General features: G+C 43.7%; 14 protein-coding genes. 7 read left to right on the forward strand and 7 right to left on the reverse strand.

Annotated elements, in window-relative coordinates:
* Nucleotides 1–25: 25 nt before the first annotated feature.
* From AABK40_RS14090 to AABK40_RS14100, 3 genes are all read right to left on the reverse strand, one after another.
* Complete coding sequence (locus AABK40_RS14090) at nucleotides 26–2,692, reverse strand: hypothetical protein (protein ID WP_338398343.1); 2,667 nt, start codon at nucleotides 2,690–2,692, stop codon at nucleotides 26–28.
* Nucleotides 2,693–2,838: 146 nt separating this feature from the next.
* Nucleotides 2,839–5,112, reverse strand: coding sequence for a GH92 family glycosyl hydrolase (locus AABK40_RS14095; protein WP_338398344.1), 2,274 nt, complete (start codon nucleotides 5,110–5,112; stop codon nucleotides 2,839–2,841).
* A 128-nt stretch (nucleotides 5,113–5,240) separates the two neighbouring features.
* Nucleotides 5,241–7,511 carry a GH92 family glycosyl hydrolase gene (locus AABK40_RS14100; protein WP_338398345.1) on the reverse strand — a complete coding sequence of 757 codons (2,271 nt, stop codon included), beginning with the start codon at nucleotides 7,509–7,511 and terminating at the stop codon, nucleotides 5,241–5,243.
* Between the two features lie 552 nt (nucleotides 7,512–8,063).
* On the opposite strand from AABK40_RS14100, the gene AABK40_RS14105 reads away from it, so the two are divergent.
* The 6 genes from AABK40_RS14105 (at nucleotide 8,064) to AABK40_RS14130 (ending at nucleotide 17,338) form a co-directional block, all read left to right on the forward strand.
* On the forward strand, nucleotides 8,064–11,174 hold the full coding sequence (locus tag AABK40_RS14105; RefSeq protein ID WP_338398346.1) for a SusC/RagA family TonB-linked outer membrane protein: 3,111 nt from the start codon (nucleotides 8,064–8,066) through the stop codon (nucleotides 11,172–11,174).
* A gap of 11 nt (nucleotides 11,175–11,185) precedes the next feature.
* Entirely contained in the window at nucleotides 11,186–13,117 is a 1,932-nt protein-coding gene (locus tag AABK40_RS14110; RefSeq protein WP_338398347.1) for a SusD/RagB family nutrient-binding outer membrane lipoprotein, read from the forward strand.
* Nucleotides 13,118–13,344: 227 nt separating this feature from the next.
* Nucleotides 13,345–14,091 (forward strand): copper homeostasis protein CutC, encoded by a 747-nt coding sequence (locus AABK40_RS14115; protein WP_338398348.1) that lies wholly within the window; start codon nucleotides 13,345–13,347, stop codon nucleotides 14,089–14,091.
* A gap of 12 nt (nucleotides 14,092–14,103) precedes the next feature.
* Nucleotides 14,104–15,357, forward strand: coding sequence for a PNGase F N-terminal domain-containing protein (locus AABK40_RS14120; protein ID WP_338398349.1), 1,254 nt, complete (start codon nucleotides 14,104–14,106; stop codon nucleotides 15,355–15,357).
* A 145-nt stretch (nucleotides 15,358–15,502) separates the two neighbouring features.
* A complete protein-coding gene (locus tag AABK40_RS14125) occupies nucleotides 15,503–16,708 on the forward strand; it encodes a transglutaminase-like domain-containing protein (protein WP_338398350.1) in 1,206 nt (401 codons plus the stop codon).
* Nucleotides 16,709–16,936: 228 nt separating this feature from the next.
* A complete protein-coding gene (locus AABK40_RS14130) occupies nucleotides 16,937–17,338 on the forward strand; it encodes a hypothetical protein (RefSeq protein WP_338398352.1) in 402 nt (133 codons plus the stop codon).
* Nucleotides 17,339–17,408: 70 nt separating this feature from the next.
* On the opposite strand, the gene AABK40_RS14135 is transcribed toward AABK40_RS14130, so the two are convergent.
* The 3 genes from AABK40_RS14135 to AABK40_RS14145 all read right to left on the reverse strand — a co-directional run bounded on the left by AABK40_RS14135 (nucleotide 17,409) and on the right by AABK40_RS14145 (nucleotide 22,824).
* Nucleotides 17,409–19,736, reverse strand: coding sequence for a GH92 family glycosyl hydrolase (locus tag AABK40_RS14135; RefSeq protein WP_338398353.1), 2,328 nt, complete (start codon nucleotides 19,734–19,736; stop codon nucleotides 17,409–17,411).
* A 516-nt stretch (nucleotides 19,737–20,252) separates the two neighbouring features.
* Complete coding sequence (locus AABK40_RS14140; RefSeq protein WP_338398354.1) at nucleotides 20,253–21,719, reverse strand: cryptochrome/deoxyribodipyrimidine photo-lyase family protein; 1,467 nt, start codon at nucleotides 21,717–21,719, stop codon at nucleotides 20,253–20,255.
* Nucleotides 21,709–22,824: an FAD-binding domain-containing protein gene (locus tag AABK40_RS14145; RefSeq protein ID WP_338398355.1), complete on the reverse strand. Its 1,116-nt coding sequence runs from the start codon at nucleotides 22,822–22,824 to the stop codon at nucleotides 21,709–21,711. The genes AABK40_RS14140 and AABK40_RS14145 overlap by 11 nt, the downstream gene beginning before the upstream one ends.
* 240 nt (nucleotides 22,825–23,064) lie before the next feature.
* Here AABK40_RS14145 and AABK40_RS14150 point away from each other — a divergent pair, with 240 nt between their 5' ends.
* Nucleotides 23,065–23,493, forward strand: a complete 429-nt coding sequence (locus tag AABK40_RS14150; protein ID WP_338398356.1) for a BLUF domain-containing protein — start codon at nucleotides 23,065–23,067, stop codon at nucleotides 23,491–23,493.
* 189 nt (nucleotides 23,494–23,682) lie between these two features.
* On the opposite strand, the gene AABK40_RS14155 is transcribed toward AABK40_RS14150, so the two are convergent.
* The gene (locus tag AABK40_RS14155) at nucleotides 23,683–24,138 is read right to left on the reverse strand and encodes a response regulator transcription factor (protein WP_332921520.1); all 456 of its coding nucleotides are present in this window, start codon (nucleotides 24,136–24,138) and stop codon (nucleotides 23,683–23,685) included.
* Nucleotides 24,139–24,299: the final 161 nt, after the last annotated feature.

A 24,299-nucleotide genomic window follows, 5' to 3' on the forward strand; every position in this document is an offset into this window, starting at 1 on the left:
GTGGTTGACAGTGAATGCTATAATATTATTTCAAGTTAAAGTTTTCAACTTGCTTTTTATATTCTTCTCCAAAGAAGTTGTGGTAACGTTTTTTGAACCTGTTCAACTCCGATTGCGCTTGCCCGATTTTGTTCAGCTGAAGCAGCGCAAGGATTTTAATTTCAAGGCCCTGTTCGTCAAGGTCATCCAAATGCAGAATGGTGTCTGCCAGTTGGATTTTTGCTTTTGGTGCGGACATTTCTGCCGCAAAATCAGTCAGCAATTTAATGGTATCGCTGACAATAAAATTGTTAATATCGTCAAGCCATTCAGCCTGAAGTGCCGTAGGAAGCGCCCCACGTCGAATCAGCGACATAATTTGCTGTTGTGTTTCCTTGGAAGTATCGCTGGCCAATTGCGATTTAAGGAACAAGAGTTCGGATAGGTCGCAATAGGCGTCCCCCGAAAGTTGTAACTTCCATTCCTGTTGCTCATGAATGATTTCTACCCCATCAATTTCATCGAGAATGAGTCGAAGGCGGCGAATAGAAATCGACCGATTGTTTTTTCCACTGCTTTTTGTCGCCGTAGGCCAAATTAATTCGGTCATTTCTGAGGAGGAAATCCCTCGCCCGTGATTGTACGGATAACAGATGATCAGCAATAAAATTTGCTTTAGCTTAGGCGTGATTTTATGTGAAATATCCAATCCCTCCTGGTTAAATACCTCTAAACCACCGAAAAGGAAGATGGCGTTTTTTCGTGGGTACTCCACCTTTTGGGGTACGGTTACATTTGCTGAAGCAGGTTCGTTTGTTACCGTGACTGTCTCATTGGCCGGCATAACGGATGGCGCTCTTGTTTCTTCTTGCGGTGCAGAAGCCGCAGGTGCAGGGGATACAGGCTTTTTGGTGCTTTTAGGTTTATAGAATTTGTAGCCAAAAAATGCCAATATCAGTGCCACACCAGCCCCCAAGAAAGTGTAAAACAGTTTCCAGATCCATTCTGCTGAAGCGGTAGCCGAATTTTCAGGGTGGCGATTTTGATGCGATTCCACTGCTTTGTTAAAAGCGGAAGCCTCCATTGGAGGGCCATTAAGGGTGAATATTCCCACATCACCAGTTGCACCTTCAATGGTGGACCTTGTTACGGCAACAAACTGACTGAGGCTGTAATCAAAAAAGAGTTTTACATCAGATCGGATATCCTTGAATTTGAAAGGTATGGCATTACTGACGGTAGTGAAACTGCCATCTTTAATAGCAAATTTTTTCAGTTCAAGCTTGGTATTTTGATCGTAGGGGTCGAAGGTCAGGGCATAAAAATGCTTCCGGTCAGCATCCAGCACAAGGCCTTTTGCAGGGACGATCGGGGTATTTTCATTTTCAGATTTTTGCCACAGTCTTTTAACCGTGTAGTTGGTCAGGTCCACTTGATACAGGTCCAAATAGGTTACCGTACCTAATGCCTGACGGCCATCGTGGTTACCCATACCTCCAAAAAGAAGGTATTTGTTATCTCCCATATACACCGAAGAAGAGAGGTAGCGCGGTGGAATGGTGTCGCCTTTAAAGCGGATTTTATTCCACGTTTTTTCTTGGCGGTCATATTTCAGAAAGTGGTTTTTATATTTGAAAAAGCCATAGCCCCCAAATGTAATGTACTCATCCCTCAGGCTGTCGTAGAGTAAGTTGTGATGCCAGTAGCGCATTTCATTCTGACACACTTTCGTCGTTTCCCACTGATTTTTTTCCCCGTCGTAATGGCTCAGTTCTCCCTGTCTGAAATCGTAAGAAATGGTCTTTTTAGTGATCGGGTTCCAATAACTGTTGATATATAGCGGATCGATAGAAAGCCCTGTGTTAAAGGTGGTGCTATCGAGCGACGATTTGGCAATATTAAATTGGTAGCCGAAATCCTTATTAATAATATGAATGGTATGGCTTGCCGGCTCAAACGTGATGCCTGGTTTAAAGCAGGACGCCAGGCTGGCAACCTTTTGCCATTTAAAATGGTGATTTGCCTCCCAGGATGGGTGGGAAACATGCCCTTCAATTTTTCCTTTGGTGGCATGAGCAAGGTTGCCCTGAATTTCGTTCAGCGGCCAAAAATGCTTTGTTTTATTATCGACGAGCAGTTCAATATTTCTGACCGACATATCGGCAACATCGGTGGTGACAAATTTGCCATCGCGATGTTTTCCGAAATAAATTTCTACTTTATTGTTTTTTTGCGACCATACAGCCTGTGGGATGTCGATACGGCGGGTCTTTCCGAGGTAGGAAATGGACAGTTTATTGTGGCTGTCCACCATCAGTTTAATGGGTTGCCACTGAATGATTTGTTCCTCCTGATGTGTTAGGGGAAAGGTCGTGATCAGCTTTTTGGCACCCACGAGTATCAGTTCCTCTTCTCCTTCAGCACTGCTTGGGGGGCTGTAAGAGAGGTCAATGGTGTTTTTATCATTGAAAATGATTCTTACCACATTGCCAAAAAAGGGGGCGGGTCGGAGTTTCAGGTCAAAGGATAACGACATGTTTTTTTCAGCACTGAAGGCGTGGTCATGTCCAAAGGAAATCCCTGTTCGGTTATTGTTTTCGGCCTCGTGGCTGATAAATCTTAAACCGTTTGAATTACTGCTTTGAGCCACTGCAAAAGCAGGGCTAAGAAGGAGTAATATATAAAAAATGATATTTTGTGTATGTTTTTTCAACACTAAAAATACGTTTGTTTGTTCTTTTACAAATTTATTTATTTAAATAAACTTAGCAATTAATATTATACATATTCTTGAACACTTCAGGGTTAAAAAAAAGGAGATGGAAAACCCACCTCCTGTTTAATATGAAGATCTATCTTTTATGCATCAACTTTTCCGTTTGGTCGCTGGCTGACTGCCGAAGCCCATTTTTTATTGGGGGTGTTCCCCATTTCAAAAACGATTTTCGCACCACCGCTAATTTCCTTATGCGTCAGGTAAGCGCGGTTCAGTGGTTTCCCATTGATGGTCGCTGACTGAATATAGAAGTTTTCATCTGAGAGGTTGTTGGCCTTAACGACGAACGATTTCCCGTGCTCCAGCTGAATGCTTACTTCATCAAACAATGGCGTGCCAATCGCATAAATCCCGCTTGCCGGATTTACAGGGTAAAAGCCCATGGCTGAGAAAACATACCATGCCGACATCTGTCCGCAGTCTTCATTACCACAAATGCCATCTGGCGTTGGTTTTTGTAAATCGCGGCAAATTTCATGAATGGTTTTCTGTGCCTTCCAAGGTTCGCCGGCATAGTTGTACAGGTACGCAACATGGTGACTTGGCTCATTACCGTGCACATAAATACCTTTCAGTCCAGAAATCCACTCTGGCCATCCGCCTTTAGGCATAGGGTGTTCCTTGTTGAAAAGTTCATCGAGTTTGTCGGTAAACGCTTTGTCGCCACCCATCAATTGAATCAGTCCGGAAACATCCTGCGGAACAAACCATGAATACTGCCAAGCATTACCTTCCATAAACATGTGGTTGGTGTACGACATCGGATCGAAATCTTTCACCCATTGACCATCGCTGTTTTTTGCGCGCATAAAGCCGCTCGTTTTATCATAGTTGTTGATAAAGTTCTGTGAACGCTGGGTGAAATAGTCGTAGTCGGCAGTTTTTCCCAAAGCCTTTGCCATGCGGGCAATACACCAATCATCATAGGCATACTCTAAAGTGTAAGATACCGAAGATTCTTGCTCATCCTGCGCCACATAGCCCAGCTTTTTATAGCTTTTCAGTCCGTGGGCATCCTGCATGGCAGAGTTTTTCATTGCAGCGTAGGCCAGTTCAGCATCCACATCTTTCAGCAAACCCTTAAAGTAAGCATCCACAATTACCGGTACGGCATGGTAGCCAATCATACAATTGGTTTCGTTTCCTGCAAAAGACCATACAGGCAGTAAGCCGCTTTCATTGTAATGATCCAGCATTGAAGCCACCATATCTTTCACTTTGGCAGGCTCTGTAATGGTATATAGCGGGTGGAGCGCCCGGAAGGTGTCCCACAAAGAAAAGGTGTCGAATCTGGTGTGACCATCCGCAACTTTCGTTTGACCATCCACACCTTTGTACTGACCGTTATGATCGCTGAAGGTGGTTGGGGCCATCATTGTTTGATATAATGCCGTGTAGAAGGACGTTCTCGCGGCCTCATTTTTTGTTTTCACTTGAATGGGGTTCAGTGCCTGCTCCCACTCCTGAGCCGCCTTTTGACGGGTCGCTTCGAAATCAAATCCTGCTAATTCCGCTTCCATGTTCTCCTTGGCATTGTCAACACTTACGCTCGAAAGAGCGGTTTTGACCATGACTACTTCGTTGGCCGCAGTTTCAAATTCCATATGGGCAATGACCTTTCGGTTCACTTCCTTCCCGTTGATTTTGAATGTGCGGTCTTCAAACTTTACCGCCTTGAATGGCTTGGAAAGGCGGGTGTAAAAATATACCCGCTGATCCGGTGCCCAGCCTTCTGAATGGCGATAGCCGACGAGTGTCTGCTCATCCACCAATTCAATGGAAGCATCGGTTGTTTTATCCCAGTTCATGGCCCTGTTCAAATCCAGCTTCACCTCGGCGTGATCAGCCTCTGGGAAAGTATATTTTTGCAGCCCCACACGGTTGGTAGCGGTTAATTCCACCTTGATATTGTAATCCTTCAGTAAGACTTCATAATAGCCTGGTTTAGAAGTTTCCTGATCATGGGAAAACACAGAATATACCCCGAGGTTTTCCTTTGGGGTAGATTTTGCCGGATGGGTAAAAGGCATGAAGGCAATATCATACAAATCGCCGACACCCGTACCGCTGAAATGGGTATGGCTGAAGGAGGCGATCGTGGTGTCCTCGTAGAAGTAACCAGCGATTCTGTCCCAGCCAGAGGTACCATTGTCGGGGCTGAGCTGCACCATACCATGAGGTACGGTAGCACCAGGGAAGGTGTGTCCGTAGCCACCCGTTCCAATAAAGGGATCTACAAATTGGGAGACCGATGAATCGTGCTTGGTGGTGGTTTGCTGAGGTGCATTACAGGCACTTAGCATCGCAATAGCAGACACGATGAGCGGTTTGAAAAATCGACTGGAAGACCTATTCATGATTGTATAGAATGTTAATAAAAACCACAATTCAAGCTAAAATATTGATTGTTGTTGATATAGGTTTCTGAATGATAAAAATAATAACTTTTTTAAGAAAAATAAGCGCAGTGTTTGTTCCACGGGCACTAACTCAACTCTTCATGGAATTTCGATGATGGACGATCTGCTTTCGGCGTACCAAATTGTTTGTTTGGTTTGTCGCCCATGGTGAAGGTCAGTTTTCCGCCTTTCATAATGTCTTTATGCAGAATATATGACTTTGAATAATCCTGCCCGTTCAGACTTACCGACTGAATATAAATGTTTTTTGCGGACTGATTTTCCGTGGCTATCGAGAAACTCTTGCCATTTTGCAGTTGAATAGTTGCCGAATTAACTGAAGGGCTGCCAAATACATACATGCCGTTCATCGGGTTCACGGGGTACATCCCCATGGAAGAGAAAATATACCAGGCCGACATCTGGCCACAGTCCTCATTACCTGGCAAACCTGCAGGGCCGTCGTTGAACATGGTACTGCAAATTTCGCGAATGCGCTCCTGTGTTTTCCAGGCCTGGCCGGCATAATTAAACAAATACGCTGTGTGGTGGCTTGGCTCATTGCCCTGAGCATACTGACCGATAAGGCCTGAGATGTCAGGAGAAGCATTTTCGCCCAAATCGCTGCTCATTGTAAATAAGGTGTTCAGTTTATTGACAAAAGCTTCATCTCCACCCAAAAGGTCGATCAGCCCTTCAACATCCTGTGGTACAAGCCACAAATATTGCCATGCATTTCCTTCACAATAATCATCGTCTCGGTGACTTGAGGCAATAGGGTTGAAAGGCGTAGTCCATGAGCCGTCGGTTTTTTTGCCTCGGAAAAAACCAGTTTCTTTATCAAAATATTCTGTATACAGCTTGGCGCGCTTGCTGTAATAGTCAAAATCTTCCTGATGCCCTAAAGCTTTGGCCATTTGTGCAATTCCCCAGTCGTCTATAGCATATTCAAGGGCTTTGGCAACAGATTCCCCCACCTTGTCTGCCGGGATGTACTGGATTTTTGTGAGGTAGGGAATACCTTCACGGTCGGCATTGGCAGTGGTTTTCATCGCTTCAAGGGCCAGTTCTGCATCAAATCCTCGAATACCTTTAAGGTAAGCATCGGCAATTACAGGGACGGCATGGTAACCAACCATCGTGTTGGTTTCATTTCCAGCCAACGACCAAACAGGCAAGAGGCCACTTTCTTTGTACTGCGCTAAAAAGCTGTTCACCATATCCGCAACTTTATCTGTTTGTGTGATGGTGAATAGTGGGTGATTGGCGCGGTAGGTGTCCCAAAGTGAAAAGGTAGAGTAGTTATTAAAATCTGCCTGATGCACTTTGCGGTCAGTCCCGCGATAGGTTTTGTCGTGGTCATTATAAAGGTTAGGGGCAGAGAGGCTGTGGTAAACCGCTGTATAAAAAGTACGAAGGCTTTTATCGTCAAGGGTGCTCACCTCAATTTTCTCCAATTCCTTTTGCCATTTTTGGTTGGCTTGCGCAACAACCTGCTTAAAGTTCCATGCAGGAATTTCCGCTTCCATATTTTTTTCTGCCTGTGCAATGCTTACCGGCGAAAGGGCAACTTTTAACTCTACCGTAGGATTTTTTTCAGTATCGAAGAAAAATACGCCTTTTACAAAGTTGGATTGTAAATCCTGACCATCAACCGGCTTGGTGTCTTTATATAGCTGAAAGTCCGTAATTGGCTGGTTGGTTTGGGCATAGAAATACAGTTGTTGGTCGCTTGACCATCCGGTGGAGTTTCTTTTGCCTACAATTGTATGATCGTCGATGACTTTTATTTCACAATCTTTGGCCAAATCCCAGCCGATACCTTCCCGAAGATCCATAATCAGGTGGGCATTGTCGTGTTGCTGAAAGGTATATTTATGAAATCCTACCCGCTCCGAAGCCGTCATTTCAGCCTTAATATGATAATCGAGCAAATCTACTGCATAATAACCCGCTTTGGCTTCTTCACGGTCGTGGGTGAATCTTGAGCGGTAGCCGGTGTCTGGATTTTCAACGGATCCTTTCACCACCTTTACCTCTCCAGTATTTGCCATAATGAGGATATCTCCCATATCGCCAATGCCCGTGCCGCTCAGGTGGGTGTGGGCAAATCCGACAATTGAGCTGTCGGCATAATTATAGCCCGAGCACCAATCCCAGCCATTGTTAAAATTGGAAGGCCCGAGGGAAACCATTCCGAAGGGAACCATGGCGGAAGGGTGGGTGTGCCCATTGCCAGAGGTGCCAATCATTGGATCGACATATTGTGTCAATGATGCTGTTTTCGGTGTTTGTTTGGGTTGCTGTATGCAGCTGCACAAAGCCAATAGCGCTATATAAAAAGTTTTCTTCATCATTTTATTATGCTGAAATTGATTTCAAAAATTACATATAAACAAACCGTTGCATGAAAATTCAATTGGCTTGCTTTCAGGGTGGTTGATGTTCGACAATTTTACGTGCCGGTAATTCATGTCCCTGTTTTTCAAATGTAGGAGCACTTAGGTACAAAATGTGGTGAGGAGTTTGATACAAAAGGGTTACATACTGAGTTTTTCGCAAAGTTTTGCCTGATTTTCAGGTTTTTTTTGTGCTTTTAGGAAGTTGAAGGCGGCAGGAGGTGACCGACTCAGTAGTTGAAATTCCCAAAGCCTCGAAAATTGCAAAAAAGATGAAAGTTTAAAAATTAAGAATGAAAATGGATTACATTATTAACAATATAGATTATATATGGGTTAAAAATTAAAAAATTCATAAAATTTACGCTCGAAAATTTGTGAAGTTTTAGGATTATTTAATTCTTGCAAACGTATTCGGAACGGAGCATTTCACTTGATCTTTTTACCTACAACTCAATTGGCTTCCTACGAACACAGATCTTAATTTTTTTATTTACAAAACGTCACATTATGGTCCAGATAAGACTACTATTTTGGAGTCTTTTATTGTTGAGCCCATTTGCTTCAATGGCACAAGGTTTCACAGTAAAAGGTACAGTTAAAGATGCAGCAGATAATTCTGCATTACCTGGGGTAAACATTACGATCGTAGGATCATCAAAAGGAGCAGTTACTGACTTCGATGGTGCCTACACTTTGGAGCTTACAGACAGAAATGCAGAATTACAATTCTCATTTATCGGTTACAAAGCTCATGTTGAAAAGATCGGCAACCGATCAATAATCGATGTCAATCTTTCTCCTGAAGTCACACAATTAAATGATGTTGTGGTTACGGCCTTGGGTATTGAGCGTGAAGAGCGTTCTTTGGGTTATGCTGTTTCGGAATTGAAAGCCGAAGATATGGGAGTAACAGCTGCCAATCCATCGGTAATGAACAACCTTCAGGGTAAAGTTGCCGGGGTTCAGATCTCGCCAGTTTCTGGTGGTGCAGGTTCTTCTGCCAGTGTGATTATCCGTGGTAGTGCAGTATTGGGTGGATCTAACCAACCATTATATGTTATTGACGGTGTGCCGATGTCCAACAACCAGTTGCAGTCTGCAGATGACAAAGACAACGGTGGTACCGATTCAGGTAACGGTTTGTCGGGAGTTAACCCTGACGATATCGAAAGCATGTCGGTATTGAAAGGTCCTGCAGCAACAGCACTTTACGGTTCTCGTGCCATTAACGGTGTGGTTTTGATCACCACTAAAAAAGGATCGACCAACAAAGGCTGGGGCATTGATTTCAATTCAGCCGTTACGGTAGATATGTTGGGAATCACGCCAGACCAGCAAACACAATTCGGACAGGGAACTGACGGTAACCCGGTAACGAATGCAGGTACAGCTAAAGCGACCACTTCTATGTGGGGTGAGCGCATCACAGGGCAACGCAGCTCAGGTTACTTTGATGGTAAAGAGCGTACAGTAGCAGCACAGAATAATTATCAGAATTTTTTCCGTAACGGTGTTTCATTAAACAATAACATCGCTCTTACGGCTGGTAACGAAAACTCTACTGTTCGTTTCTCTTATGGTAATTTCGACAACACAGGTATGGTAGAGAATTCTACTTACAAGCGTCACTCTTTTAACTTGCGTGGAACCACCAAGTTGATCAACGACAGACTGACCTTGGATTCACGTGTTACTTATGTTAACGAAAGTGCTTTGAACAGAATGTCATTGGGTAATTCTGTTAATAACTATATGGGCATGATGTTGGGCATTCCAACCACTACTTCTACAGAGTGGATGCGCAACTACAAAAATGAAAATGGTCTGCCTGTCGGTTACAACGAGCGCGAGTCAAACCCTTACTGGTACGTTAATGAAGTACGTAATGAGGATGAGTCGAACCGATTGATCGGGATGGTAAGTGCTAATTATAAAATCTCCGAGTCTTTGTCGGTATTGGCACGTGCAGGTCGTGATAATAAATCATATCGCCAGAATGTGATCGAGCCAATCGGAACGCCATTCTATGAAAAAGGACGTGCTTTTGAGCGTACTTCTTTGGAAAATGAAGATAACTTCGATGCGATGCTGACTTTCCACAAGAAATTTGGGGACTTCGATGTTACCTCTAACTTGGGTACCTCTTATATGCACCAATTGAGAAAATATACTGATGTTGGTTCTTCGGAATTTTCTTCGGATATCGTTCAGAATCCTGGCGCAGGTTCTAACCCTTTCTTGATGTTCAATACTTATGAAAGAGCAATTTCTTCAGTATTCGGAACGGCTTCTTTGGGTTATAAAGGCTATTTGTTCCTGGATGTAACCGCTCGTAACGACTGGTCATCTACCTTGCCAATGAACAACAATTCGTTCTTCTATCCTTCGATCTCTGGTTCTTGGGTATTCTCTGATATGGACTGGACAACTCCTGACTGGTTGTCATTCGGTAAATTGAGAGCATCTTGGGCGCAGGTAGGTTCAGATACTGACCCTTACAATTTGGCTTTGCAATATGAGTTGGACTCATGGCCTCATCCAAAAGGACAGAACGGTTTCAACATGGGAGGAATCAAAGGTCATGAAGTGCCTAACTCACAATTGAAGCCTGCCATTTCTACTTCTTATGAATTAGGATTTGACTTGAGATTGTTCAACAACCGTGTAACTATTGATGGTGCATACTATAAGCAATCAGCGGTAGATCAGATTTTGAATGTGGACATTTCAGATGCTTCAGGTTATTCAAGTGCATGGATCAATGCGGGTGAAATTACCAACTCAGGTTTTGAATTGATGGTTTCTGCTACGGCAATCAAAACCAACAACTTCACTTGGGAAACTACCCTGAACGGTTCTTATAATAATAACGAAGTGGTTTCGCTTTCTCCAGAAGTAAATCAGTTCTTGTTATTGCCAACCACTGGTTCGGTATCAGTACAGGCAATCCCTGGTCAGGCTTATGGTGTGATTATGGGTAAAGTAGCACAGACGGACGCAGACGGCAACTATGTAGTGGATGATAATGGTCGTGTACAGTTGCAAGATGAAACTCAGGCTATTGGAAATGGTGTTCAGCCTTGGATGGCCGGTTGGAGAAACACCATCACTTACAAAAACTTCTCTTTCTCTGCATTGATTGATGGTAAGTTTGGAGGTTCTATTTACTCTAACACCAACGCTTCAATGTACAGCTCGGGACGTCATGAGGCGACTTTGATTGGCCGTGATGAATTCAATAACGGTGGATCTTGGAACCCTGGTGGACTTGTTCAGCTTGATGCTGACGGGAACTCTGTTCCATTTACAGAAGGGGTGAATCCACAGAACTATTATGGTTCTTTGGCAGGCGTTTCTTCAATGCACATTTACGATGCATCATTCATCAAATTACGTGAGGTATCGATCTCTTACCGTTTGCCAAATTCAGTATTGGACAAAACACCATTCAAGAATTTGTCGGTATCAGTGATTGGAACAAACCTCGCTTACCTTTGGAATAATGTAGAAAATATTGATCCAGAAGCATCCTTTACGTCAGGTAACGGTCAGGGTATTGAAAGCTCTAACTTGGCTATTCCTCGCACTTTAGGTTTCAAATTAAATGCTAACTTTTAAGATTGATCAAAATGGGAATTAAAAAATATATCATGAGTGCAGCGGTTATCGCTGCCTCGCTTTCTTCTTGTACACAAGGGTTCGAGGACATGAACCAAAACCCTTGGACAGCCAACAATTTGGACGTTAAACATCAGTTTGCTTATGCGCAAGCGAAAATGTACTCACATGGTCACGAAGGCTTCCGCGGAAACCTGATCATGTCGCAAGTATTGTCTGGTGTTGCCGGTTGTCGTTATACTGCCGGAGCTGGTTTCTCTCGTTCTGACGGGTATACCAATGCCACTTGGGAGGTGATTTACCGCGATGTGATGAAAAACATCGTGGATGCACGCACCAAACTCGAAGCAGAAAACACCGACGGTTCCAAAGATGCGCAGTTGGCGCAGTTGAATGTGGTAAAAAACATTGCTTTGTTGAGAGCGACTTTGCTTTATGGGGATATTCCTTTCCATGAAGCAGGGCAGGGTTTCCATGACCGTAATTTCTTCCCAAGCTACGACACACAAAAAGAGGTGTTGAACTCGATGGTCGAGGAGATTAAAGCGGATCGTGATGCGATCTTGGCATCAAAAGCTACAGATTTATTGAATTATGACCTTTATTTTGAAGGCGATCAGGCTTCTTGGGGACGTTTGGCCAACTCATTATTGATGCGCATCGGTTTGACCATGTCATCAGCAGATGAGGCCAAAGGGAAAGAAGTATTCAAAGAGGCTTATGAGAACAAAGCGGGATATATCAGTGCTTTGAGTGAATCAGCGGTTTTGGAGCATTCAGAATTAGGTGGCCCTTGGGGGCAGCATATTAATGGTTCTGGGGTAGCGAATGAAGGCCGTGTGGGTGGTTTTGCCCATGCATTCATGTCTTCGGTAACGCTGAAATCTATGCAGGAACTTCAGGATCCTCGTTTGTTTTGGGTAACCACTCCTTTGGATATGTCCTCAGGCTCCTCGAAAGCATTTACCAACATGCCAGACTTTGATCCATTCCAAATGGCAGAAAATTCTGGAGAGCCTTTCAAACCTGTTTCTTTGCGTGGTTTGCGTCCTGGTGATGTGAATGAGGGACGTCAGGGAACATTTGTTCAGGATATTAAGGAAGAAAATGGTGACATCGCTAAGGAAATTCAGGTAGCTGGACTTTGGGTTCAGAAAAATGATAAAACTGGCGAGTTGGAAACAAACTACGGTCGTCTATTGAATGAAGACGGCAAGTTCATGTTGTTGGCAGGAATTAACCCAGAAACGATCTTGGGTTCATTGTCTCCAACGATGATCATGTCTGCGGATGAGGTTCACTTCATGATTGCCGAAGCGGCACAACGTGGCTGGGTAGGCGCAAGTGCTGCCGATGAGTTGAAATTGGCACTTCAGGCTGCTTTTGACAAATATCCTACATTCTACCCTGGTCAATCTGTGGTGAATAGCTTGATCAATACTTACAAAGCGAGCACCGGAAGCGATTATGATTATCAGACTTCAGTAACGGCATACATTGATAAAGTAGTGGCTGAATTCAATGGCGCAGGTCTGTATGGTGACTTGTTCCAGGATCAGCTGGACATCATTATCTACCAACACTGGTTGTCTCAGTTGGGTAACGGTTACAAGGCTTATGCGATGTGGAACCGTACGCATTACCCTTCAGTAGTGAAAGACCAGTTCGTGGGCAGTGACAGAGATGTATCGTTGCCAGTTTATACTGACAATCCAATCCTGACGGGCAACTATACGCCAAACAGTTATCAGGAGCAGGAATTCCACCGCGGTGGCGTAACCAATGGCGTTCGTCCATCACGTTTCCCTTATCCAGACAGAGAATTGACGGTGAATGCGGCGAAGGTTTCTGAAGCCATGAACCGTCAGCGTTCCGACGCCAACGAAAGTTCTATTGACTTCATCGGTGTAAAACAATGGTTCTCGTTTAACGGAAAGCACTAATTTGTTTAGGCGGGTTTAATTTTTTTCGCCACCACGGAGAATTTTTAAACACACGCTAATGTTATAAAATCCAAAAAGGGCAGGTCGGAAGGCCTGCCTTTTTTCGCTTATTGAACTGAAAATTAAAGTGTATGAGTCCAGGTAATCAGGGGTGTAACTCTAATTTAACCCACAGGATTGATATTGGATGAGGAATACATGGGAGATTGATCAATATTATTTTTTCGATGAAGCAGTTAGAAATTTGTGTGTACAGCCTTGAATCAGCCCTAACGGCACAGGCCAATGGTGCTGACCGTGTGGAGCTTTGCATGGGGCAGTTTGAAGGTGGAATTACCCCGAGTATGGGTTTAATTCAGCAGGTAAAAAAACACTTAACCATAGGGGTAAATGTGATCATCCGACCGCGAGGAGGAGATTTCGTCTATACTCCGCAAGAAGTGGAAGTGATGCTTACCGATATTGAAATGGCTAAAAGCGTGGGCGCCGATGGGGTTGTTTTTGGCGCACTTTTGCCCAATGGTGCGCTTGATGTGGCCACCTGTCAGCGATTGGCACATGCGGCCGAGGGAATGGACATGACCATCCACCGAGCTTTTGATATGAGCAATGACCTTCCGAAGGCGCTTGAAGCATTAATTGAAATGGGCTTCAGCCGGGTACTGACCTCTGGTGGCTACAATACTGCGCCCGAGGGTATGGCCGTGTTGCAGCAATTGGTACAACAGGCCGATGGCAGACTCAGCATCATGGCGGGCAGCGGGGTAAGTGCGGATAATGCCCACGATTTACTGATGGCGGGCATTGAGGAATTACACCTTTCGGCAATGCATGCCTGGGACAGCCCGATGACCTATCAGAACCCTCAGATTTCGATGGGCAAGGAGGGAGGCATACCTGAATATACTCGGTATGGTGCCGACGGGAAAAAAGTGGCGGCCGTTCGTGCCATCATGGATCAGTTCAATCAATAAGCCTTTTTTAAAATGACTATTTTTCATAAATCATCCTATATTATTGGGGCAGTTTTCTGTCTGTTAATCTCTTGTGGCCCTAAAGAATACCCAGCGGTAGGCAATACGGAACTTCAGCTCTTTGACCGACAGATTGTTCAGTTCGATCCAGAGATTGGGGACATTCAGGAAACGGGCCATCAGATTGAACTTGATAATGGCCGAATTGTCCTGACGAAAGTTCAGATTCCGCTTTACGAGCGGCGCGTCAGTGCCAACCTACACCTGACTTTGCAGTCCAATGGTGACCGATGGGATAAATCGGGTTCTGTATTTATGTTTCCTGCTGATCAGGACATCAACCTGATTGAAATTAAAAAAGGCCTGCGGAAGTTTCCTGCCTCTGCTGCCATAAAAGAGGATTTTGTAGGTGTTCTGCCTGCCAAAGGCTACACGCCAGCACAGGAATTAATGCGCTTTATGACGCCTTTTGGGGTAGGCTATTATTCTCAGGATACTGTACAGGCTACCAAAAACCGAAAGCCAGCATATATTGCCAAGTGGGAAGATCAGGTGGATTGGGATCAGGATATTACGGACCGTTTGCCAGCAGTGATGGGCAAAGAAGTTTATATCGGTATTTGGATTGACACCTGGACGAAGCAAGGCTATAAGGTTTCCGCAGATATCAGTATTAAGGAAGCACATTTGGCCAATGATGTCCGTCCGCAGACCGTAGCCATCCCTTTGCTGAATACCATTGCTTATACGGGGCCGCAACAGGCATTTGATTATTTGAGCCGACAGCCGCTTACTTTTGATTTTGAAGTTCCTGCGAATTTGCAGGATGCGCAGATCAAATACTTGATTACAGGTCATGGGGGACATTCTGGCGGAGATGAATTTGTGAAGAATCCGAATCAAATTTTTGTGGATGGTCAGCTGATGCTTGATTTTACCCCGTGGCGCGACGATTGTGCTTCCTTCCGAAGGTTCAATCCTGGCTCTGGTGTGTGGATGGAAGCGGTCGATAGCGCTCAATGGCTGGACTGGAAAAAAATGGAATATGTTAATGGAGATATTCAGGAGCGTGTGGCTTCTTCAGATTTCTCCCGCTCGAACTGGTGCCCGGGAAGTGTGGTTGATCCTGTAGAGATTAAGCTTGGAGATTTAGCCCAGGGAAAACATCAGTTAAAAATCGCATTGCCCAATTCACAACCCACCACCGAGCAGGAACATAACCATTGGTTGATCTCTGCCTATTTGGTTGGTGAGTTAGCACAATAGAAGAAAAAACACGAAATCATGTAAGAAATGACATGGTTTTGATTTCAAGGGCTTGAAAAACATCAGCCTATATGGTGACCATAGCGAGCCGTCACCTTCAGCCGTTCGGCGATTTACCGATTTTGTATCATTAGTATTTTTTACCATGAGATATTTTGCACATCTGTTTGCTATATTGGGGGTGATTTTTATTGGACTGGCGGCATGTCAGACCACAAAAGAGACCTCAGCCCCCGATGGCCTTGATCTTCGGATTCAAAAGGCCTTGACGACCGCCGGGGAAAACCGTTCGGAGCTTGAAGGCGCATTAGCATCCGTTGCCGAGGAGCAACGTGACGGCTTACGCTTTCTGATCGCTTATATGCCTGATCGTGATTTAACACAATTGTCAGGGAAATATTTGCTGAAGAATTTACAGTGGGCATACAAAGCGAAGGGTACCTTCAGTTGGTGCAAGCAGTTGCCTGACAGTGTTTTTTTCAATGAAGTGTTGCCTTATGCAAGCCTGAACGAACGCCGCGACGACTGGCGGGAAGATTTTTATGAACGATTCGCCCCTTTGGTTTCCAATACAGAAGATATCCGCGAAGCCATAAAAATCATCAATCACGCCATTATGGAGGAGGTTAAAGTGAAATACTCGACCGCACGTCCAAAGCCAGATCAGAGTCCTTATGAGTCTATGGATTGTGGGCTGGCATCTTGCACGGGCTTGTCTGTTTTGCTGACAGATGCCTTCCGCGCTGTGGGTATTCCGTCAAGAATTGCAGGTACACCTAACTGGACCACCAAAGAAGGGAACCATAACTGGAACGAGGTGATGGTGGATGGGCAATGGTATTTTACAGAGTATTACCCGAGTGAAGGGCTTGACCAGGGGTGGTTTCTTGCAGATGCCGGGCAAGCGGACCCGACAAGTAAGGCGCACTGGATTTATGCATCTTCATTTAAACCGGCGCAAGCCTACTTCCCTTTGGTATGGGATGAGAAAATTCATTATGTGCATGCAGAAAATGTTACCGAAAGATATATCCATTTATATCAGCAGGCCCAAAAGCACCAACAGGTGGAGGAAGCGGGAAAAGTGCAATTGCAGCTGGTGATGTTCAAACGCCAGGGGTGTTCGATGGGAGACGATCGTGTGGCTGTTCCCGTGAAAGTATATGCAGGTAAAGAACTGATATTTGAAGGAAAGACTGCTGATGCTCAAAAGGACATGAATGATTATCTGACAGGATTTGTGGCTGAAGGTGCTACTGTGGCGATTCAATATACCGATGCCCAGGGGAAGTTGCGACAAGTTCAGCAGGTAATGAATGAAAACCAAACACTTAGATTGTACTATCAGTAGTTGAAAAATATAAATATCTGATCAATATTACCGTCAGTGGAATTAAAAATTTAATTTCTGCTGACGGTTTTTTTATGTATTTGTTAATAATTTTTTTTGAGGATTTATCAAAGTTAATGTAAGGTATATGCCTACATTATTTTGAATAATGATGGTTTTTCTGTGATTATCATAAAAATTTCATTTAAAAATTATTACTTTTAAATCCCAAACAACATCAGATCTTTTATGAAGTTTTTTTACAGTTTATTTTTGGTTTTTGCAGTAGGAACTCATTCAGCCTACGCCGAGCCTAAATCTACTCATTCATTGAATATGGCATCAGAATTTGAGCCTAACCGCATCCTGCAATCAGTGGAAACACCCCCTTTGTATGTGTCCCTGAGATCGCCCATTCATTTTGATCCCGCAGGTTCAATGTTCGGATTTTCCACTTCATCACTTGCTGCACGTGGGTATTCTACCACATCCCTCCGCCCAAACCTGAGCTTTATTTCAACAGGGCAACGCAGTGAAAATGCCGACAAATCACTTTCAGAACAGTTATTATTAATGTTGGTCGCCATTCCTTTTGGCTTTTTACTTCCAATGGGATTCTCTAAAATTGGGGACGTGTGGAGCCGTTCTTAAAATTGAAAATAGAGAAATAAAAAAAGCACGGCCTAATGACCGTGCTTCAAAGAAATAATGCTTCGCTATTTTACAGCGCTTCAGTATTCCAGCTTCCATCCTCTAAATGCATAGAGAATGGAACGTTGGTTGGTTGTGTTCCTCGGTTTTTATTCGGTGTTTTGCTCATCGTGAAGTCCAGCACGCCACCTTTCATAATATCTTCATGCTTCAAGAAGTTATTTGGCCACGGGTTGCCATTCAAACTTGCTGATTCAATATATACATGATCATTTGTATTGTTGTCAGCCTTGATAGTGAAGGTGTTACCATTTTCCAGCTTCAGGTCAATTTGATCAAACAATGGTGACCCAATTACATACTGATTGCTTCCTGGGGTTACAGGATAGAAACCCATTGCAGAAAATACATACCAGGCAGAAGTCTGTCCGTTGTCCTCATCACCACAATAGCCATCTGGATAAGGGGTGTACATGCGATTCATGACATCGCGAACGTGTGCCTGTGCTTTCCAGGGTTGTCCAGCATAATTATAAAGGTAAATCATATGCTGAATAGGCTGATTACCATGTGCATAATTCCCCATGTTGGCAACTTGCATTTCACGGATTTCGTGAATAGTGAATCCATAATAGGAGTTGTCAAACTTTGGCGCCATAGTAAACACCTCGTCAAGTTTATTGACAAACTGATTTTTTCCTCCCATCAGATCAACCAAGCCCTGAATATCCTGAAATACAGACCAGGTGTAATGTAAACTGTTTCCTTCAGTAAATGCATCTCCCCATTTAAGTGGATTGAATGGCGACTGAAATTCTCCATTTTCATTTTTACCTCGCATCCAGCCTGTTGAAGAGTCAAAGACATTTTTGTAGTTCTGCGAACGTTTCTGGAACACTGAAACCTCATCAGCTGATTTCCCTAATTTTTTACCAAATTCAGCAATACAATAGTCTGCATAGGCATATTCGAGTGTTCTTGCAGTGTTTTCATTAATGCCGACATCGTAAGGAACATAGCCCAGTTTATTGTAATAATCAGCACCCAAACGCCCCACGGAATGCAATGGGCCCGCTTGATTGGAGTTTTTCACCATCGCCTCGTAAAGAACGTCAGCATCAAACCCACGGATACCCTTCATATAGGCGTCGGTAATTAATGATGCCGAGTTTGAACCGATCATACAATCGCGGTGTCCTGGCGATGCCCATTCAGGAAGCCAGCCACTTTCCTTGTAAGTATTCACCAAGCCTTGCATAATTTTGCTGTCCAAGTCCTGATGCATCAGCGTGAAGAAAGGGAAAACGGCACGGAAAGTATCCCAAAATCCGTTATCAGTAAACATGTAGCCAGGTAGTACTTTACCGTTATATGGAGAATAGTGAACTACCTCGTTCTGTTGGTTATATTCATAGAATTTTCGAGGGAACAGCATCGTTCTGTAAAGGCAAGAATAGAATGTCGCTTGCTCTTTTTCGGTACCTCCCGTAATGGCAATACGGTCAAATTCTGTTTGCCATGCTGCTTTGGCTTTGGCTTTTGTTTGTTCAAAAGTATCTGCACCAACCTCTCTCTTCAGGTTGATTTCTGCTTGTTCGTGAGAGATAAAAGAAGCGCCGATCTGGGCAATGATTTCCTCTTTTTTGGAAGTCTCAAAGCGAACCATCATACCGACATGCTTGCCTTCAAGGTGGTCAGTATTGTGCAATCCCTTATCATCCCATGTTTTTACTTCTGCAATAGGTTTATTGAAAGAGATAACGAAGTAATTTTTGAAATTGTCTGGTACACCACCGTGGTTATTTTTGGCGTAACCGTAGATTTTATTGTCCTTGATTTTAACACCAGAACCCATATCGAAGGCATCGATGACCACCCAAGAAGACTTGCTCTCAGGAAAGGTAAAACGCATTTGTGCCGTTCTTGTCGTTGGGGCTACTTCAGCCGTAACATCATAATCTGCCAGATAAACACTGTAATAATACGGCTTGGCAATCTCTGCTTTATGAGAGAAATAGCTGGCACGCTCTTTTTGCTTGTAAGCCATTTTACCCACCACAGGCATTAATGAGAATGCGCCGTAGTCGTTGATCCAAGGGGAAGGTTGATGGGTTTGCTTGATGCCCTGAATCTTTTTTGCACGGTAGGCATACATCCAACCATTTCCATTTTCACCAGTCTGTGGCGACCAGAAATTCATCCCCCAAGGTGTTGCAATTGCGGGATAGGTATTTCCGTTGGAGAGCTCAAAGTCGGAATCGGTACCCACCAAAGGGTTGGCCAAATCAATCGTTGCCTTCGTTGAAGCTTGCGGATTGTTGGACGCTGTTTGTTGGTGCTTCTGACAAGAGAAGAACGCAAAACAGCATGCGATAATTAGAAAAATGGGTCTACACATGAATATTATGGCGATAAAAATGATGACAATTAATGATCAGTTACCTGCCGATGTGCAGGGCTTGATCTTTGCTCAAAAGTATCGGCCAAAGATTACAGTTGGCTCATTCGATGGGTTACATTTGCGATTACATCCCCTAAAATGCCTAAATTACTTGACTAATTTTAAATTTATAGCCGACTTCCCCCTGAAATTTTATGAAATTTAAATATCATGACGTTGCCGTATAGGTACTGAACCGATGTCATTAAGCGAAGAGTTTTGGGGTTACTCAGGTGTAAATTTGAAATGAATGTAAAGGTACAATTCATTATGGCTCACGTAACCATTTGAACAATCTAAGGGAAGTCAGCATTGTGTTAGGCGTTAAATATTAAGTCTAACCCAATGACATTGGGTACTGACCCAAGGAGTATTACAGTATAGTGCAGTGCTCTAAACTAAATATTGAACGATAATTTGTGGTCAATACAGCATCATCTGTTCCTTATGGGGCGAGAACGTATTGCCTCAGGATTATTTTTTAGGACGTACATGCTTTTGCAGTAGCCGCTGTGCTTCTTCTTTTACCAAAGGGTGCTTTCGGTGTTGCCATAATTTCTGACGATTTCGTTTGGCACTTTCTACCAGGTCAATAGCCGGCAGTGGGTAATCAGTCCCTAATTTAAAATCTACTGACGACAGACCGATCGGTGTGGCTTCCCAGGGAGCATGAATTTGTGCCGGACTGAGGGCTCTCAATTCTGGCACCCATTTTTTGATGAATGCTCCCTCGGGGTCGTGATCCTGCCCTTGTTTTACAGGGTTGTAAATACGAATGGTGTTAATTCCTGTGGTGCCTGCCTGCATCTGAAATTGGGTAAAATGAATGCCGACCTCATAATCAAGGAACTGTCGGGCAAGAAAATCCACCCCCCAGCGCCAGTCCTGACCTAACCGATGGCAAAAGAATGAAACGAGCATGGCACGCATTCTGAAATTGATCCAGCCAGTAGCTTTAACACAGCGAATGCAGGCGTCCACCATCGGAATGCCCGTCAGTCCATCTTCCCATGCTTTTATGAGGTCGTTCTTGCGCTCCCATTGCAAGAGCTCAAAGCCTTTATTAATGCAGCGGTGTTCATAATTGATTTCCATTTCAAACTTCTGAATAAAATGACAGTGCCAGCGAAGCCTGGTCAGGAAAGCCGAAAAGCTGGCTTTGTACCACAGATTATTACCATGATATTTCACAAACTGGTACACCTGTGCCACGGATAAATTCCCCCATGCCAAATAGGGCGACACGCGCGCGCATGATCGCCTACTCTCCGCAGGCTTGGAGATGTGTTTTCGGTAATTTTTGGCACGATCTTCCACAAAGGAGGTCAAATATTTCCATCCATTGGCCTCTCCGCCTTGCTGCATGCTGTGGGAGGAAGAAGTCCATTTTTTACGCATTGAGTCAGGGAGCTGGAAGCTGTCGAAAATGTTAGGTGTCATTTTGAATTCATTCAGCTTGAAATCATTCTTTAGGAGAGGCGCTTCCATGGTTTTTGTCCATAGCCGATCCCAGTTTGTACGGTTTCGGAGTCCACGAACAATGCCGTCGCGTTGAGATTCCTGCCAATGGATTTTGTGCTCCTGGCAATAGGAATTGACCGCTTTATCCAGATCCCAACTTAACTGACGACCAGTTTCCTGATAGCTGAAAACGGTTTTCAGTTGGTAGTGTGGAGCAAGTGCCTTCAGCAAGTCCAGCATTTCAGCATAGGCCACGATAATCTTTCGCTTGAAAGGGGCGAAAACCGTATTCATCTCTTCAATCGACTCCAAAATAAAACGGCCATGTCGATCATCAAAGTCGGGCATTTGCACCATTGAGGGCGAAAAGTTGTAAATGATCAGGTAGGGGATATCCTGCATTTCAGCCAAATGCAGCGGCTCATGATTTTGCGTGCGTAAATCACGTTTTATCCAGACAAGGTTAATTTTAGGCTTCATGGTACACCGCAGTTTTTTTGCACTTCTTCCAAAACGCAAAAAATGAATGGTATGCACCCTCCACGGGAAACATCCAGTCTCGTGCTTCCTCGGTTCCTGTATAATGAGTATTCAGCGGATGTTCCTTGTATATTATAGCGCTTGTGCCTGCCTGTGCTTTCAAATCAGCAAAAGACCCAACGAAAACCTGCAATTCAGGAATATTTGTCCGCAGGGAAAGCAGGAAATTAATGGCATTTTGACCAACGGGGTATTTTTCAAAAATGGCAGGCTCAAGTAATAAAATACGGTTGGCAGGTGCTCCCTCGTGCCACTTGGGGTCCATATTATAATAGTTATAAATCAGGGTGTTTTGTTTGGGGTCGATATTGATTGCTTCAGTGGTGGGCAGTGGGCTGCGAAGATCCAATTTCACGGACTTTTCCAATTCTTGAGGAATTTCCCATTGATCAAAGGCGGAATAAGGGACATCCAGGAAGGTGCCTTTTTGGTCGCTATAACAGTACTTATTGATATTGGATTGATTTGCGACATATTTTTTATGGCTGTTGCTTCCCGCCACCCATTGCCAGCTTAGGGCATTGCTCGCCCAGTCGCCATCCAGCAAATGATAGTACATCCATTGTGCAGGATGGAGCCAATGGGCAAAGCCGAGGTTGCAACTGATACCTGCAATATACATTCTGACATGATTATGCAGGTAGCCTGTTTCATAAAAGGCCTCAATGCAATCGTCAATTGCTTTTATGGAAGTTCGGTGACCTGCGATAGCCTCAGGAATGCCATAATGATTTACGGGTTGCTGCGGCTTTTTGAGGTCTTGATTAATGGCCTCTCCATGGGCGATCCATAATTGCTGCCAGTAATCACGCCAGGCGAGCTCCTGGATGAATTTTTCTATTTTTTCCCTGGGAAGATCACGTTCCTGTATGCGCTCCATGACCATTTTAGTGGAAATCACACCCCGAGAAATATAGGGGGAAAGTCGGCTCACGGAGCCATCCAAAAAATTTCGGTCCGATCCGTATGCCACAGGATCCACAGCGTCAATGGCGTTCAGAATATCCTGATATACAGGGCTGAAAATAAGCGATTTATTCGTCATGATGCAGTTGTTTCTTTTGATAAACGGTTTGTGCGCCTTTGTAGGGCAGTGGCATGACAAAATATAAGGAGCGTACTTTTGATGAATATCAATGATGATTTATTGCCGTAGAATAGCCATTGAATGACGATGATATGTGATAAAAAATACGATTTGTCAGCAAAAAATACTTAAACCTTACATTCAAAGGTGGTTCATCATTCACCTTCGTTTCACTAAATAATATAAAATTTAAAAATCATGGTTAGTCTAATTTACACAAGTAAAAGCACCAGCCCCTTTGAAGGAACGGGCTTAATTGAGCTTTGCAACCTGTCCTCTATTGCGAACCAAAAACGGCAGATTAGTGGTTATTTATATTATAATGATGGCTTGTTTTTGCAATATATCGAAGGAGAGGAAGACGATGTGATGTCGTTATTTGAAAGCATTAAAGCAGATGGACGGCATGAAATTCTGTCGACGGTTTTTCAGGAACGATTGTTAAAGCGTCGTTTCCCCGTCTGGGATATGCGCTGGTTAAAAAGTGAGGATCTTGGTGATACGGATTTAGAGATGCTTTTAATCAAGCAGATGAAAATGTTAAGACTGTATCAGGGCAAAAACACGAAAATGGCTGAAATGGCTTGGTCACTGATGGATTCTATTTCTGCTATGCAATTAAAGTAGTAAGCAGTTTTCGAATCTGTTTAGCGATAATTTTTGAAACGGCATAATTGACTGAAGGCATAAACCCATTCTTTCAGGGCCATGATCTTATAAACCTTTTAAGGAGCACATTGTGCCCCTTTTTTTTGTGTATAATAAAAAAGGAATGCCGAAGCATTCCTAAAGTAGATTAATATATGGGAGAAATATTTAAGCGGTTTGACTGATGTTTGAAACCGTCGTGTATGGTGTTGCTTCAACAGGCAAGGCACACATCGTAATAAGTTGATGACGGTGACGCATCCGGTCAAGTCTCAATTTCAATTCTCTTGGATTGAATGGTTTTTTCAGATAATCAAATGCGCCAGCATTAAAGACCGCACTGATGCTACTCTGATCATTGTCTGCCGATAGGCAGAGAATTTGTTCTGGGAAATAGGCGTCAAAAGACTTGATGAATTTTATCAGCTCAATCCCAGTATCATTTTTTATTTGTAGGTCAATTATAAACAGGTCAGGCGTTAGTCCGTTCGCAAGTGCCTGCATGGCTTTCCGCATATCTGTAAATGAGACGATTTCATAGTGTTTCGAAAGCGAATGATTGATGATTTTGATAATCATGTTGTCGTCATCAACTACAAGTAAAACAGGTTTATTGGTTTCCATATGCTATAAATAGTTTCTATGGAGAATAACGTCCCTGCGCCCAAATGATTGTCGATTATCAGTGGCATGTTAGGATGGAAAAATGATTTTGGTGTAAGAAAAATAAGGAGGAGAGGACATTTTTCATCCTTTTTGAAGTGGACGAATTCTGGATGAATCTA

Origin of the sequence: Persicobacter psychrovividus (assembly GCF_036492425.1) — a bacterium.
Lineage (GTDB): Bacteria > Bacteroidota > Bacteroidia > Cytophagales > Cyclobacteriaceae > Persicobacter > Persicobacter psychrovividus.

Coding starts and splice junctions, on each gene's coding strand:
- AABK40_RS14140 (WP_338398354.1), bottom strand. CDS start 21,719: ATGAAGCCTAAAATTAACCTTGTCTGGATAAAACGTGATTTACGCACG.
- AABK40_RS14150 (WP_338398356.1), top strand. CDS start 23,065: ATGGTTAGTCTAATTTACACAAGTAAAAGCACCAGCCCCTTTGAAGGA.
- AABK40_RS14095 (WP_338398344.1), bottom strand. CDS start 5,112: ATGAATAGGTCTTCCAGTCGATTTTTCAAACCGCTCATCGTGTCTGCT.
- AABK40_RS14125 (WP_338398350.1), top strand. CDS start 15,503: ATGAGATATTTTGCACATCTGTTTGCTATATTGGGGGTGATTTTTATT.
- AABK40_RS14120 (WP_338398349.1), top strand. CDS start 14,104: ATGACTATTTTTCATAAATCATCCTATATTATTGGGGCAGTTTTCTGT.
- AABK40_RS14130 (WP_338398352.1), top strand. CDS start 16,937: ATGAAGTTTTTTTACAGTTTATTTTTGGTTTTTGCAGTAGGAACTCAT.
- AABK40_RS14105 (WP_338398346.1), top strand. CDS start 8,064: ATGGTCCAGATAAGACTACTATTTTGGAGTCTTTTATTGTTGAGCCCA.
- AABK40_RS14145 (WP_338398355.1), bottom strand. CDS start 22,824: ATGACGAATAAATCGCTTATTTTCAGCCCTGTATATCAGGATATTCTG.
- AABK40_RS14135 (WP_338398353.1), bottom strand. CDS start 19,736: ATGTGTAGACCCATTTTTCTAATTATCGCATGCTGTTTTGCGTTCTTC.
- AABK40_RS14115 (WP_338398348.1), top strand. CDS start 13,345: ATGAAGCAGTTAGAAATTTGTGTGTACAGCCTTGAATCAGCCCTAACG.
- AABK40_RS14100 (WP_338398345.1), bottom strand. CDS start 7,511: ATGATGAAGAAAACTTTTTATATAGCGCTATTGGCTTTGTGCAGCTGC.
- AABK40_RS14155 (WP_332921520.1), bottom strand. CDS start 24,138: ATGGAAACCAATAAACCTGTTTTACTTGTAGTTGATGACGACAACATG.
- AABK40_RS14110 (WP_338398347.1), top strand. CDS start 11,186: ATGGGAATTAAAAAATATATCATGAGTGCAGCGGTTATCGCTGCCTCG.